At 61.0% G+C, this 13845-nt stretch carries 14 protein-coding genes; 3 read left to right on the forward strand and 11 right to left on the reverse strand.

Annotated elements, in window-relative coordinates:
• The 6 genes from L972_RS08425 to L972_RS08445 all read right to left on the reverse strand — a co-directional run.
• Nucleotides 1-1250: potassium/proton antiporter (locus tag L972_RS08425; RefSeq protein WP_047437521.1), on the reverse strand; the 1250-nt coding region annotated here is incomplete at its 3' end.
• Between the two features lie 279 nt (nucleotides 1251-1529).
• A complete protein-coding gene (locus tag L972_RS21385) occupies nucleotides 1530-1676 on the reverse strand; it encodes a hypothetical protein (protein ID WP_005337933.1) in 147 nt (48 codons plus the stop codon).
• Nucleotides 1673-2362 (reverse strand): M15 family metallopeptidase, encoded by a 690-nt coding sequence (locus L972_RS08430; RefSeq protein WP_047437525.1) that lies wholly within the window; start codon nucleotides 2360-2362, stop codon nucleotides 1673-1675. The genes L972_RS21385 and L972_RS08430 overlap by 4 nt, the downstream gene beginning before the upstream one ends.
• Nucleotides 2359-3486, reverse strand: a complete 1128-nt coding sequence (gene dapE / locus L972_RS08435) for a succinyl-diaminopimelate desuccinylase (RefSeq protein WP_047437527.1) — start codon at nucleotides 3484-3486, stop codon at nucleotides 2359-2361. The genes L972_RS08430 and dapE overlap by 4 nt, the downstream gene beginning before the upstream one ends.
• A gap of 19 nt (nucleotides 3487-3505) precedes the next feature.
• Nucleotides 3506-3856, reverse strand: coding sequence for an ArsC family reductase (locus L972_RS08440; RefSeq protein ID WP_005337930.1), 351 nt, complete (start codon nucleotides 3854-3856; stop codon nucleotides 3506-3508).
• 317 nt (nucleotides 3857-4173) lie between these two features.
• On the reverse strand, nucleotides 4174-4488 hold the full coding sequence (locus L972_RS08445; protein WP_005337929.1) for a hypothetical protein: 315 nt from the start codon (nucleotides 4486-4488) through the stop codon (nucleotides 4174-4176).
• Between the two features lie 285 nt (nucleotides 4489-4773).
• Between L972_RS08445 and dcuC the strand changes: the two genes are divergently transcribed.
• A complete protein-coding gene (gene dcuC / locus L972_RS08450; protein ID WP_005350454.1) occupies nucleotides 4774-6150 on the forward strand; it encodes a C4-dicarboxylate transporter DcuC in 1377 nt (458 codons plus the stop codon).
• 85 nt (nucleotides 6151-6235) lie between these two features.
• Entirely contained in the window at nucleotides 6236-7375 is a 1140-nt protein-coding gene (locus L972_RS08455) for a M20 family metallopeptidase (RefSeq protein WP_047437531.1), read from the forward strand.
• Between the two features lie 137 nt (nucleotides 7376-7512).
• Here the strand turns inward: L972_RS08455 and L972_RS08460 are convergent, their stop codons facing one another.
• The 4 genes from L972_RS08460 to asnS form a co-directional block, all read right to left on the reverse strand.
• Entirely contained in the window at nucleotides 7513-8169 is a 657-nt protein-coding gene (locus L972_RS08460) for a hypothetical protein (RefSeq protein ID WP_047437533.1), read from the reverse strand.
• Nucleotides 8170-8342: 173 nt separating this feature from the next.
• The gene (locus L972_RS08465; protein WP_005337916.1) at nucleotides 8343-9686 is read right to left on the reverse strand and encodes an anaerobic C4-dicarboxylate transporter; all 1344 of its coding nucleotides are present in this window, start codon (nucleotides 9684-9686) and stop codon (nucleotides 8343-8345) included.
• Between the two features lie 373 nt (nucleotides 9687-10059).
• Nucleotides 10060-10815 carry a substrate-binding periplasmic protein gene (locus L972_RS08470; protein WP_047437534.1) on the reverse strand — a complete coding sequence of 252 codons (756 nt, stop codon included), beginning with the start codon at nucleotides 10813-10815 and terminating at the stop codon, nucleotides 10060-10062.
• 110 nt (nucleotides 10816-10925) lie between these two features.
• Nucleotides 10926-12326 (reverse strand): asparagine--tRNA ligase, encoded by a 1401-nt coding sequence (asnS, locus tag L972_RS08475; RefSeq protein WP_005337914.1) that lies wholly within the window; start codon nucleotides 12324-12326, stop codon nucleotides 10926-10928.
• A gap of 200 nt (nucleotides 12327-12526) precedes the next feature.
• Here asnS and L972_RS08480 point away from each other — a divergent pair, with 200 nt between their 5' ends.
• Entirely contained in the window at nucleotides 12527-12871 is a 345-nt protein-coding gene (locus L972_RS08480) for a hypothetical protein (protein ID WP_005359354.1), read from the forward strand.
• A gap of 9 nt (nucleotides 12872-12880) precedes the next feature.
• Here L972_RS08480 and L972_RS08485 read toward each other — a convergent pair whose 3' ends face one another.
• A complete protein-coding gene (locus tag L972_RS08485; protein WP_005337912.1) occupies nucleotides 12881-13693 on the reverse strand; it encodes a HAMP domain-containing protein in 813 nt (270 codons plus the stop codon).
• Nucleotides 13694-13845 lie beyond the last annotated feature (152 nt).

Raw genomic sequence — 13845 nt, forward strand, 5'->3', positions numbered from 1 at the left:
GTCTCCCACTGGCTGTCGAGATCGATCTCGAGCCCGGAGCGGTTGATGGGCGACGGTGGTGCCGGTACCTCCACTCGCGCCAGTTTTGATGCCAGCGGTAGCGAGCTGCCCTGCAAAATCAGCGAGACCAGCACCACGAAGAAGGCAACGTTGAAGTAGAGCTGGGCGTTGGGCAGCCCCGCCATCATCGGGAACACTGCCAGAATGATGGGCACGGCGCCGCGCAAGCCGACCCAGGAGATAAACCAGCGCTCGCGGGGGGCGAAGTTCTTGAATGGCAGCAGCCCGATCCAGACCGACACCGGGCGGGCAAACAGGATCATCCACATCGCCAGCGCCAGCGCGGGCAGGGCGATGGGCAGCAGCTTGTGGGGGGAGGCGAGCAGCCCCAGCACCAGAAACATGCCGATTTGGCTGAGCCAGGTCAGACCGTCCAGCACCGACAATGTGGTGCTGCGGCTGCGCAGGGCGAGGTTACCGAGCAACAGACCGGTGAGGTAGATGGCGAGAATGCCGCTGCCACCAACCGCCGTGGTGAGGGCGAAGATCAGCAGACCGCCGCTGACGGTGAGCAGCGGATAGAGCCCCGGCGCCAGACGGGCTGTGTTGATGAGACGCCACAGCAGCCAGCCGCCGCCAAGGCCAATCCCGGCGCCAAGACCAAACTGCTTGACCAGTTGCAGCAGCAGGAAGCCCCCATCCAGCCCTTGCTGGGCGGTGGCGAGCACCTCGATCAGGGTGACGGTGAGAAAGACCGCCATGGGGTCGTTGCTGCCTGACTCTATCTCCAGCGTCGCGCTCACCCGCTCGTTGAGACTGCGCCCGCCGAGCAGGGAGAAGACCGCCGCCGCATCGGTGGAGCCGACAATGGCGCCGATCAGCATCCCCTGCATCAGGTTGAGGTCAAACAGCCAGGCAGCGGCGAGCCCCGTCAGGCCGGTGGTGATAGCCACCCCGACTGTAGCGAGCGACAAGGCAGGCCAGAGCGCCACCCGGAACGAGGAGACCCGGGTGCGCATGCCGCCGTCGAGCAGGATGATGGCAAGCGCCAGGTTGCCCACCAGATAGGCGATGGAGTAGTCAGCGAAGTGGATACCACCTGGGCCATCCTCACCGGCCAGCATGCCGACGGCGAGGAAGATAACCAGAATGGGAATACCTAGGCGGGAAGAGAGGGCGCTCAACAGTACGCTGGCTCCCACCAACAGGGCAGCGACAAAAAAGAAACTGTTGATGGTAGCGGCATCCAAGGGCGAACTCCTTCCTGGTAATGTGCAAAGTAGGCACATTATATGCAGTTAGACCCCCCTTGTGTGGCTTATTTGTGCATCAATTTGCACTTTCTTACATTTTTCATCCCTTTTTTCAGCATGGCCGCGCCATATTCTGACTGTGACGGGGTTAACGAAAGCGGAGTCAAAGGAGCGTCGATTTCAGGATGCGCAGGGAGGAGAGGGCGGGGAAAAGCGAAACGGCACAGCAGAGGGAGAGGGGAGCACAAGGGCGCTCCCCACGGGATGGGGCGGGATTCAGTCGTCCTCGTCATCCTTCACTTCGCGGATCTTGTCCTTGTAGTTGGGCAACTGCTTCTCCAGCCGTTTCATGTCTTTGATGGCATTGAGAAACAGCCCGAGCAGGAACAGCAGCGGCAACCCTATCCACAGCCAGAGATTCATGGGATTTTCCTTTCGTCAGGACAGGTGGTGACATAACGGGCCAAAATTTCATCAAGGTTGGCCAATATGGTCGACTTGCCTTCAATATCCGCCTGTTGCAGACAAAGTGCCAGTGCCGCGGGATCGAGCCGCTGCTCATCGGACTCCAGCGAAAAGCTGATATGCCAGGGCTCGTAGGCGACCCCGCTCTCTGCCCCGACCGGCTTGGCATAAGGGAGGAAGAAGCCGAAGTCGCTCATATGATCGCTGAGCCACTCGCTGAGATCAGCAAACCAGCCCCCGGCTTCATACTCCCACGGCTCCAGCGCCAGTTTGGTATCGGCGGGCAGGCAGTCTGGGTCGTAGATGTCGAGATCGGTCCCCCAGTGGTGACGGCTGGTGCCGGGCAGGGCGCTCCAGCGCAAAATGGCGTGCAGCCGCTCCACCTCACTCAGTTGCAGGGCATCGATGGGTTGGCTGCTGGCATCGAGCAGCGGCCGTTCGCCGCGCCACTTGCCATTCCAGATGGCGAGCTGGCGCTCGAAGCTGCGCCAGCTGGAGGCCGCCTGCAGGTTGAACCCCTCATAGGCGGCCGCCACCTGCATGTCGTTGAAGGCCGCCGCGGTGGCTGCGGTCAGACGATGGGGGCCGCGCCCCACCAGAATAAGGTGGCTCTCGTCGAGCCCCAGCAGTTGTTCCTGCGTCATGCCAGCAATCTCTCGAGCACCCCTTGGTACATGTCCGCCAGCAGATCCAGATCGTCCGCCTTCACGCACTCGTTCACCTTGTGAATGGTGGCGTTGACGGGACCGAGCTCAATCACCTCGGCGCCGGTGGGGGCGATAAAGCGCCCGTCGGAGGTGCCGCCGGTGGTGAGCAGGGCCGGTCGCTGACCGTTCACCGCCTCGATGGCCGCCACGGCCGCATCGAGCAGCGCGCCGGTGTCGGTGAGGAACGGCTGGCCGGAGAGGGTCCAGCTCAGCTGATAATCGAGGCCATGTCTATCCAGCAGCGCTTCGACCCGCTCGCGGATATCCAGGTCGGTCAATTCGGTGCTGAAGCGGAAGTTGAACTGCACCTGCAGCTCGCCCGGAATGACGTTGGAAGCGCCGGTGCCGGCCGATATGTTGGCGATCTGGAAGCTGGTGGGGGGGAAGTAGGCGTTACCCTCATCCCACACGGTGGCGGCGAGTTCCGCCAGCGCTGGCGCGGCTTTGTGAATGGGGTTGTCCGCCAGATGGGGATAGGCCACATGGCCCTGCACCCCGCGCACCAGCAGATCGCCGGTGATGGAGCCGCGGCGGCCGTTTTTCACTACATCTCCGACCACGGCGGTAGAGGAGGGTTCACCGACGATGCACCAGCGGATCTTCTCGTTGCGGGCCTCCAGGGTGTCGATCACCCGGGTGGTGCCATTGATAAAGGGCCCCTCTTCATCGGAGGTGATGAGAAAGGCGATGGACCCGGTGTGATCCGGATGCTCGGCGACGAAGCGCTCGACCGCCACCACCATGGCAGCCAGCGAGCCCTTCATGTCGGCGGCGCCGCGCCCGTAGAGCACGCCATCCTTGATGGTTGGCTCGAACGGCGGGGTGTGCCATTTGTCCAGCGGCCCGGCGGGCACCACGTCGGTGTGGCCGGCGAAGCAGAACAGTGGCCCCTCGCTGCCACGGCGGGCCCAGAGGTTGGTGGTGTCCTCAAACACCATGGGCTCGATAACGAACCCGATCTTGGCGAGGCGCTCCGCCATCAGGGTCTGGCACCCTTCATCGAGGGGGGTAACGGAGGGGCGGCGGATCAGATCCTTGGCCAGTGCGATGACATCCGACATCAGTTGTCCTTAGTTGTCCTTAACGGGAAAAGAGGGATTGGTAGTGATCAGCCTTGAAACCCAGAGTCAGTTCGCCGTCACGGTCCAGCAGCGGGCGCTTGATCATGGCCGGATGTTCCAGCAGCAGGGCGCGTGCCTTGGCGGTGTCGAGTCCCTGTTTGGCCTCATCCGGCAGGGCGCGGAAGGTGGTGCCGCGGCTGTTGAGCAGGGCTTCCCAGCCGAGTTTTGCCAGCCAGCTGTCCAGATCGTCCGGGTTCAGGCCGTCGGCGCGGTGGTCGTGAAAGCGGTAGTCGATACCGGCCTCATCCAGCCACTTGCGGGCTTTCTTGATGGTGTCGCAATTCTTGATGCCATAGAGGGTGATGGCCATGGGGAGTCCTTCTCTTGTGGGCGCTGGCCGTGGCCGTGCCCGAAAATCCGAATCAACAGAGTGCAAGGGCCCGATTCTGGCATTGTGGCAATCCCATGGCAACGCCGATGGTCTGGCTCGCGGGTTTTACCGGAACTGGTCACACCTGAACGGCGATTTTGAGCACAAGGTCAGAAGCAGTGGGGCTGGCGTGCCCGATGGGGTTGGGTATTGCGGGAGAAGAGCCGCTATTGCAGGAGAAAAAGAGAAAGCGCAAACGCCAGATAGCCAAAACGCGCCAGCGGGCGCGTTTTGGTTGGCATCATCGAACACTGCAATCAGTGCAGGGTGGTCCACTCATGGTCAAAGACCCGGGCCCGTTCCCAGGGTGCATCAGGCAGGCTGGAAGAGAGGCCAGTGTATTTGCCCACGTCGTCCACCACGATGGCGGAGAGGATCGGCAGGTTGTTTTCGGTGCAGTACATGCGGATGCGTTGCAGCAGGGTGCGCAGTTCATCCTGGCACTGCTCCAGCCCGGCCTGCTTGGCCAGTTTGGAGTAACGAATGGTAGTGCGTTCCTTTGCAGACTCGACGAGGATGTCCCACAGCTTGTAGTCGCAGGTCGAAGCACCTGCGGTGGCTTGGCTTGTCATAACTCTCTCCGGCGCGAAATGGTCGCTATATGTCGAAGCGCATCTTCGCCAGTTCGGCGCCGTCATATGTTGATCCAACGCAAAAAAGAGGGGAGTCGCGTCACACAATTCCCGGATATGGGGTGATAAAGGTTTTCCGGCAGTTGAAATAACGAAAAATTGTTACATGGCCGACATATTATGCTAATGAATCACGGTGACGGCACCTTTATTGATAGGGATCAAAGGCAAACAGTGGTCAGATCACTAGATTTCGCTATTCGATAAATTTATCAGGAGTGAATATTGGAACTTTTATTCGTCTTGCTCGTTCTGGTCGCCGTGGTCTACGGCATTATCAAGGATTACAACCCGCAGGCGGTGCTGGCGCTGGCGGGCATGGCCATTTTTGCAGTGGCCTACTGGCTGGGGCTGCACCCTATTCTCCCCGCTGACAAGAGCACCGGTTTCGCCCTGTTCGACCTGTTCGAAGTGTTCAAGGGGATCTTCTCCTACCGCGCGGCGGGCCTCGGCCTCACCATCATGGCGGTGGCGGGTTTTGCCACTTACATGTCCCATATCGGGGCCTCCCAGGCGCTGGTGCGGGTGGCGGTCAAGCCGGTGGCGGGCATCCAGTCAAGCTACCTGATGCTCTCTATCTGTTATCTGGTGGCGGTATTCGTCTCCCTGTTCGTCACCTCCGCCACCGGCCTTGGCCTGCTGTTGATGGTCACCATGTATCCGGTGATGCGCAATCTCGGCATCAGCCCGGCCTCCGCCTGTGGTGTCATCGCCACCTCCCAGGCGTTTGAAATTGGCCCGACCCAGACCAACGCCATCTTCTCCGCCGGTCAATCCGGCATGGATCCGACCAGCTATTTTGTTGACTACCAGATCTGGCTGGTGGCCCCCATGCTGCTGGTGACCATGGTGCTGCACTTCTTCTGGCAGCGTCACTGCGATCGCAAGGATGGCTGGGATCCTGCGCTCCATCGTGGCGATCACGCCGAGCTGGACGAGCAGGGCACCGAGAGCGTGCAGGCGCCCACCTGGTATGCCCTGTTGCCGATCATCCCCTTCGTGCTGATGATGACCTTCTCCAAGCTGCTGGTGAGCGACATCAAGATGAGCGTGGAGGTGGCCATGCTGCTGTCGGTCTTTATCGGCATGCTGTGCGAGCTGCTGCGTAGCCGCTCGGTGCGTACCGCGTTTGCCGGGCTGTCGAGCTTCCTCGATGGCATGGGCAAGGTGTTTGGCCCCGTGGTGGCGCTCATCGTCTGTGCCGAGCTGTTTGCCGAATCCCTCAAGGCCATCGGTGCCATCGATACCCTGCTGCACTCTGCCAGCAATGCCGGTATCGGCAGCGGTCTGATGACCCTGGTGATGGTGGCGCTGATCATGGTGGCGGCGGTCATCATGGGCTCCGGCAACGCGGCGTTCCTCAGCTTCTCGACCCTGGCACCGGCGGTGGCGGCCAAGTTTGGCGTACCTGCGGTGACCATGCTGCTGCCGATGCAGCTCGCTTCCAGTATCGGCCGCACCGTCTCTCCCATCGCAGCGGTACTGATCGCCTGTGCGGGGATTGCCAAGGTATCGCCCTTTACCGTGGTCAAGCGCACCAGCGTGCCGATGGCGGGGGCGCTGGTGACGGCGCTGACCCTAAATTATCTGCTGTTTATGTAAGCGGGTGGCGGACGGCCACGAGCTGTCCGCCCCTTTCACTCGGCTGTCGGACGGGAGGCCTGCCCTCCCGTCCCAGGAGATGACAATGACAGACTCTCGCAACGCTTTTTCTCTGGATGCCTACCTGGCAGATCTGGCCCCGCTCATCAACCTCGATTGCGGTACTCGCACCCCGGCCGGGGTAGCGAAAGTGGCCGACATCATGACCGAGAAATATGAGGCCATCGGCTGGCAGGTGACTCGCCACCAGTTTGCTGCCGAGTGCGGTCCCTGCCTCGAGATCACCAATGCGCCGGGTGCCGATCACTACGACGTGATGCTGTGCGGCCACATGGATACCGTCTTCCCCGAGGGGACGGCGGCCAAGCGCCCGCTGAAAATCGAAGGCAATCAAGCCTTTGGCCCCGGCGTTTCGGACATGAAGAGCGGCCTGCTCTCTATCTGGTATGCCCTCAAAGAGATGGATCCGGCGCAGTTGGCCAAGCTCAAGGTGCTGGTCTGCTACAACTGCGACGAAGAGATTGGCTCTCCCTGGTCGAAAGATTGGCTGGTGGAGAAGGCCAAACAGAGCGGCTGCGTGCTGGTGGCCGAGGCAGCCCGTCCCAACGGGGATCTCATCAGCGCCCGCAAGGGCAATGCCAAGTACCGCATCACCTTCCACGGCAAGGCCTCCCACGCCGGTTCGGCCCTGACCGAAGGTGTCTCTGCTATCACCGAACTCGCGCACTGGGTGCTGGCCATCAACGAGCAGGTCAACATGACCACGGGCACCACCATGAACGTCGGCGTGGTACAGGGCGGCACCGGTGTCAACGTGGTGCCGGACTTTGCAGAGGCGATCGTCGATCTGCGCTTCTGGAGCAACGAAGAGGCCGCTGCGGTACACGATCGGCTCACCTTTATGGCCAACAACCCCTTCCTCGCGGGCTGCCGGGTCGAGGTGGATCGCCAGACCTTCAAGCCAGCGATGCGCCCGAGCGGTGATACCGAGGCGCTGATGGCGCTGGTGGAGGCGGCAGCCAAAGAGGAGGGGATCCCCTTCAACTGGCTGGAGGCCGGTGGCGGCTCGGATGCCAATTTCACCGCCGCCGCAGGTGTGCCGTCCCTCGATGGTTTCGGCCCCATGGGGGGCGGCTTCCACTCGGAGGCGGAGTTCCTGCTGCTGGAGAGCATCGAGCCGCGCATCCGCCTGCTGCAGCGGGTGCTGGGCAAGCTGGCAAAATAAGCCGGTCTATCCCTTGTTCGGGTCGTCATGGCCCGCTCAAAACTGGTCCGCTCAAATCCAAACGGGAGGCTGTTGCCTCCCGTTTTTTTATCTCGATTTTTCGCGCGCTAAGTGAGTTGGCTGCTTGCTTGCGGCCGTTACCCCTGCGGTTCGGCCAGATAGGCCAGGTGATCCTGCCGCGCCACCAGCCAGTCATCGAGGCGCAGCGGGGCGGCAAAGCCCGGGCCGTCGGTCACCATGGTGTGGTACTCCCCCTGCTCGCCGCAGGCATCGAAGCCCTCGCGCTCTGCCAGTTGTTGTAGCTCGCAGAGGGTGGCGGCATCGAGGGTGCGTCCAGTCCACTCGGGAGCCAGCACCCGGGTATCGACGCAGGAGAGGTGGGCGACGATGCCGCGGGCCAGCAGATCCGCCAGCAAGGCTTGACGAGATTGCTGCCAGAGCGGGGTGTGGACGGTGAGCCCCAGCGGCTGGCAGCGTTCGCGGATCCAGTTTGGTGCGCCCCCCACGCTGTCGATATCGCCGGTGACTACGCCATCGAGTTGCCACTCCTCCTTGAGCCGTGCCAGTGCCCGCTCATAACCGAGAGCGAACGGCGCTTCTATGGTGACCAGCAGATGGGGCAGCCCGAGGGCTTCCGCCTGACGGCGCACCAGCGGCAAGGGGTGAGCGAGAAATCGGGGCTCTGGCGGCGCAAAGGTGGCCAGTGCCACCACCTGATGGCCCGCTTGACGGGCATGACAGAGGGCCAGCATGGCATCTTTGCCACCGCTCCAGAGCAGGATGACGCGAGACATGGATGAGATTCCGGTGGTGAACGAGGGGGCATGCTACCCAGCGGCGGGGGCAGAGGTAAAGGTATTGTGTCCGGAAATGGCGGCGGGGAAGTGGTTGAGGTAACGGAGCGGGGAAAAAGCAGGCCCCCGAAGCGGGGGCCTGTATTGCAATAGCGTGGTAAACGCGACTGCGATTAGAGCAGGATGCTGGTGAGGATAAAGCCCAGCGAGCAGGAGGTCACCACCCCGATCAACCCCGGAATGATGAAGCTGTGGTTGATGATGAACTTGCCGATGCGGGTGGTGCCGGAGCGGTCGAAACCGATACAGGCCAGATCGCTCGGGTAGGTCGGCAGCACGAAGTAGCCGTAGCTCGCCGGCAGGAAGGCGATCAGCAGCTTTGGCTCCACACCCAGCGCCAGACCCATGGGGGCGATGGCGGTGAGGGCGGCGGCCTGGCTGTTTACCAGCTTGGAGATGAGGAACAGCACCAGAGCGTAGGTCCAGGGCTGGGCCTGTACCACATGGGCCAGAGTCTCTTTGAGCAGCGGCATGTGAGCCTGGAAGAAGGTCTCACTCATCCATGCCACCCCGAATACGGAGAAGATGGCGACCATGCCCGCCTTGAAGACGGCACCGTTGGCGATCTCGCCCGGCTTGACCTTGCAGCGCATCAGGATGATGGCACCGGCGATCAGCATCATCATCTGGATCACCAGGTTCATGGAGAGCGGGCCGGTCTTGTCCTTGATGGTGAACACCGGACGCAGACCTTCGTTGGCGCCGAGCAATACCACGGCAGCGATGGCGGCGAAGAAGATCCAGGTAGACCAGTAGGCCTCTTTCGGGAACTTGGTGTTGAGCAGGGTCTCGCCACCACCGTAGATGAAGGCGCGTTGCTCCGGGTCTTTGATCTTGGCCTGGAACTCTTCATCCTTGTCCAGATCCTTGCCGCGACGCAGGCTCCACAGGGCAGCCACGATGACACCGGTCAGGGAGGAGGGGATGGCGATCATCAGGATGTCGAGCAGGCCGTAAGCCTGACCGATACCGTGACCGGCCGCCAGAATGGAAACCATGGAGACCACAGCAACGGAGACCGGGGAGGCGCAGATGGCCATCTGGGAGGCAACGGAGGCCACGGCCATCGGGCGCTCGGGGCGGATGTTCTTCTGCAGCGCGATGTCAGCGATGATGGGGAACATGGTGTAGACCACGTGGCCGGTACCGCACAGGAAGGTGAGGGTCCAGGTGGTGAGCGGCGCCAGGATAGTGATGTATTGCGGGTGACGGCGCAGCAGACGCTCGGCCACTTGCATCATCAGGTTGAGGCCACCGGCAGTCTGCAGGGTGGCGGCACAGCCGATCACCGCCAGAATGGTCAGCATTACCTGAACAGGCGGTTCGCCCGGCACCAGGCCGAAGACGAAGGTCAGCAGGAAGAGACCGATACCACTGATGAGACCGAGTCCCATGCCCCCAAAGCGGGTACCCAGCAGCAAGCAGCCGAGTACCACCAAAAATTCCATCAAGATCATTCCGTTACCTCGTGTGATTCAACCCATATTGCCGCGGGTAGCCTGAACCATGAATTGTCATTGTCTGTTTTATTTAGCCCAAAAGGGTTAGTTGCTATTCTGCTCCCCTGAAAAAGTGAAAAAATTGAGTTACTTCAATAACTCGATGAATTTTTGATTAAACCACTTAAAAACCACGTACTAACAAAAACATCATTTTTTCACCAAGTAGTATCACTCGGGGCCAAGCCAGCGGGTGGTCATGGTGGCAGCACAGAGTGGCAGCAGGGCTGCAGGGGAGGGGCATAAAAAGGGCTCGATTGCGGCAGAAGAGGGTGAAAAAGCCAGCGCTCAGGCTATTTTTGCCAGCAAGGGCTGACTTTGGCGGGTTGGCTCATTTGGCCGCAGGTGCTTGCTGCAGATAGCGGCGCTGATAATCTTCGCTCAGCTTGGCAATATCGAGTCTGGCAATGGCCTGTGCCACCCGTTGCTGCAACGCCTGCTGATCGGGACGAAACATGATGTGCAGGCTCTTGTGTTCGAGGATCTTCGGGTGAAACAGCAATCCGGCGCTGATCAGCTTGCGATCATGGTTGATGAGCCACTGAAAGACATCCCGATCGATCACCGCCAGATCGAGCCGGTCGCGCTGCAATTTGCGCAGGTTGAGCAGGTCAGCATCGACGGCGGCAGTGTTGAGGCGCTTGCTGGCCATCAGAGCATCGAATTCACGGGTGTTGACGTACCCCTCCACCACGCCGATCCGGTAGGGGGCGAGATCCGTGAGCTGCTGCCAGGGGATGGGGGGGCCTGAGCGCTGCGCCATGCCCAGCACGCTGTCGCCTACGCTGGGGGAACTGCGCCACAGGGTGGGCAGGGTGTCGGAGAGGTACTCGGGAAAATAGCCGCTATAAGGCTGGGTCGGGTCGGCCGCCAGCCGCACCGCCCGCTGCCAGGGGTAGAAGTCGAACGTCACTTCCAGTCCCGCTTCGGCAAAGGCACGTTTGACAATATGACCGGTGAGGCCGCCATCGGGCAGGCTCTGGCTGGTGTAGGGGGGCCACTCCAGGGTGGTCAGACGAACGGGCTCGGCCCACAGTTGAACAGGCATGCAGGACAGCAGTAGCGAAAGCAGCAGGCGATATCCCATAGGCGACGAGTTCCTTGTGCCGGTTGATCCTGAGTATCACCCATAACGGTGACAATAAAAAAGCCGACCCGCAGGTCGGCTTTTGCAATGCAGTGGCAAGATGCCGCTGATCAGAACTCGGCGGTACGTGGAGTACGCGGGAACGGGATCACGTCGCGGACGTTGCCCATGCCGGTCACGTATACCACCAGACGCTCGAAGCCCAGACCGAAGCCGGAGTGCGGCACGGTACCGAAGCGACGCAGGTCGCGGTACCACCAGTAATCTTCCTTGTTCAGGCCCATCTCGGCCAGACGGGCATCCAGCACGTCCAGACGCTCTTCACGCTGGGAACCACCGATGATCTCGCCGATGCCCGGTGCCAGTACGTCCATCGCGGCAACGGTCTTGCCGTCATCGTTGAGGCGCATGTAGAAGGCTTTGATATCTTTCGGGTAGTTCTTCACCACCACCGGAGACTTGAAGTGCTCCTCGGCCAGATAGCGCTCGTGCTCGGAGGAGAGATCGATACCCCAGGAGACCGGGAACTCGAACTTCTTGCCGCAGTTTTGCAGCACTTCGATGGCGTCGGTGTAGTCGATCTGGGCGAAGTCGGAGGAGACGAAACGCTCCAGACGGCCGATGGCATCCTTGTCCACGTGCTGGGCGAAGAACTCCAGATCGTCACGACGCTCGGTCAGTACGGCGTTGAAGACATACTTCAGCATGGCTTCGGCCAGTGCGGCGTTATCTTCCAGATCGTTGAAAGCCACTTCCGGCTCAACCATCCAGAACTCGGCCAGGTGGCGGCTGGTGTTGGAGTTTTCAGCGCGGAAGGTCGGGCCGAAGGTGTAGACCTTGGAGAGGGCGCAGGCATAGGTTTCGGCGTTCAGTTGGCCGGATACGGTCAGGAACGCCTCTTTGCCAAAGAAATCTTCGTTGTAGTCCACCTTGCCGGCGTCGGTGCGCGGCAGGTTTTCCATGTCCAGAGTGGAGACGCGGAACATCTCTCCGGCACCTTCGGTGTCAGAGGCGGTGATGAGCGGGGTCGCAACCCAGAGGAAACCCTCTTCGTGGAAGAAGCGGTGGATGGCTTGCGCCAGGCAGTGACGAACGCGGGTCACGGCGCCAACGATGTTGGTACGCGGGCGCAGGTGGGCCTGTTCACGCAGGTATTCGATGCTGTGGCGCTTGGCAGCCATCGGGTAGGTGTCCGGATCTTCGACCCAACCGACTACCTTCACCTCGGTCGCCTGCAGTTCGAAAGCCTGGCCGCTGCCCTGAGAGGCGGCAACCACGCCGGTCACTTCCACGGAGCAGGCAGTGGTCAGACGCAGCACTTCATTCTCGTAATTGGCCAGGGTATTGGGGACAACTGCCTGTACCGGATGGAAACAGGAGCCATCGGAAATGGCCAAAAATGAGATCCCCGCCTTGGAATCACGGCGAGTCCGGATCCACCCTTTGACAGTTTGGGTGGTGCCGACCGGATACTTACCGGCCAGCACATCTACTACGGATGCGTGCGTCATCGAAATATTGTCTCCAGCTTGTTCTTGCAGCGCTATTTGCAACACTAGGGAGTCTGGCCCGGGCACAGATGGCCCACCATGGCAGACTAAGCCGTCAATCTTACCCGCGCGGGTTTGATAAACAAGCAAAAATGTCGGACTCTGGTGGGGTTTTCGGCATGGTTCACTCAACAAGAGTGTCACGGGCGCAGGAGAGGTGGGTGAAAGATCGGCGGCATGGGCCAGATTGGCTGACACGGGTGTTGCAGGGGCTGGTGATGCTCTGCTGGGGCGGCTTTATCGTGCTGCTCTCCCTTTACCACTATGCCCGGCCCGAAATTGCCTACGGTTTTCTGGTCTATGGCGGGATCGAGGTGCGCGATTATTGGGACCCGGCCCTTACCCCCTGGCTGGTCTACGGGCTCTGGAGCTGCTGCGCCCTGACGCTGGCGGTGTTGCTGCTGGAGCGCAAGCGCAGCCGCCGTCAGGATGACTCCCGGCATGTCAATCTGGCCATCCTGCTATTGGTACTGATCGCCAGCTTGCTCTTCTACTACGTCGGTTAAGCGTTCGTCTTAGCGGGGCTGATCCGGCTCCTGCTTGCTGGCCTTGGTGCGCTTGCCGAGCTGTCGCTCCACGCTGTCGAGCATCTGGTTGTAGGCCACCGCCACCCGGCCAATCTCGTCGCCGTCATCCCCCTCCAGCCGGTGGCCGAAGTCGTGCAAGTCGGTGGCCTCTTCCATGGAGCGGGTCAACTGGTTGAGGGGGCGCACGATCCAGGTGCGGATGACCCAGAGGGTCAGCAGCAGTCCCATCCCGAAAATGCCGGTGAGGATCAGCGCCGAGGTGAGAATATTCTGCTCGACCCGGGTAAACAGCGAATCGAGGGAGTAGTCAAAGCGCACCGCACCAAGCACGGTATTCTCCGGCACCAGATGACAGCTGGTGCAGTCGGTGCCGCGAAAATCCTTCTTGGCCAGCAGCGGTCGGGTGACCACCAGACGGCTGTGCATGCCGTTGTGCACCACCTCCAGGCTCCCTTTGCCCGCCAGAGCCAGCTCATCAAACTCATCTTTTACCTGTTCTGTCTCCCGTCCCGGGCCGAACTGTTTGCTCACCGCGTCGCCACGAACGATGCGGGCATCCTCCACATGGGCGTGGTCGAGAAACTTGCCGCGCAGGGTATCGCGGGCATCCATCTTGCCGGTCAGCATCAGCATGTTGAGGCCGTCGAAATAGGCTTCGGTCTGCTCGCGGCTCTGCTCCTTGATGAGCGTCAGGATGAGATCGCGCTCGCGCACCGCCTGATAGGCTGCGGAGAAGACCAGTACCATGGAGAAGATGAAGAGCAGGAAAAAGTTGATTTTGGCAGCAATGGAGAGGCGCATGAGCAGTCTTTCTTGATGGTAAAACCGCAGCAGTTTACCCCTCTTGGGGCCTCAGGTCTGGTGTTTTGCTCACATTACGGCAAGTGAAACTGCACGGAAGTGGATAAAGTTGCCCTCTTTATATATCAAATGCCGGTAGTCAAACGGGCGGC

Origin of the sequence: Aeromonas sp. ZOR0001 (assembly GCF_000801015.1) — a bacterium.
In the GTDB taxonomy this organism is placed as follows: domain Bacteria; phylum Pseudomonadota; class Gammaproteobacteria; order Enterobacterales; family Aeromonadaceae; genus Aeromonas; species Aeromonas veronii.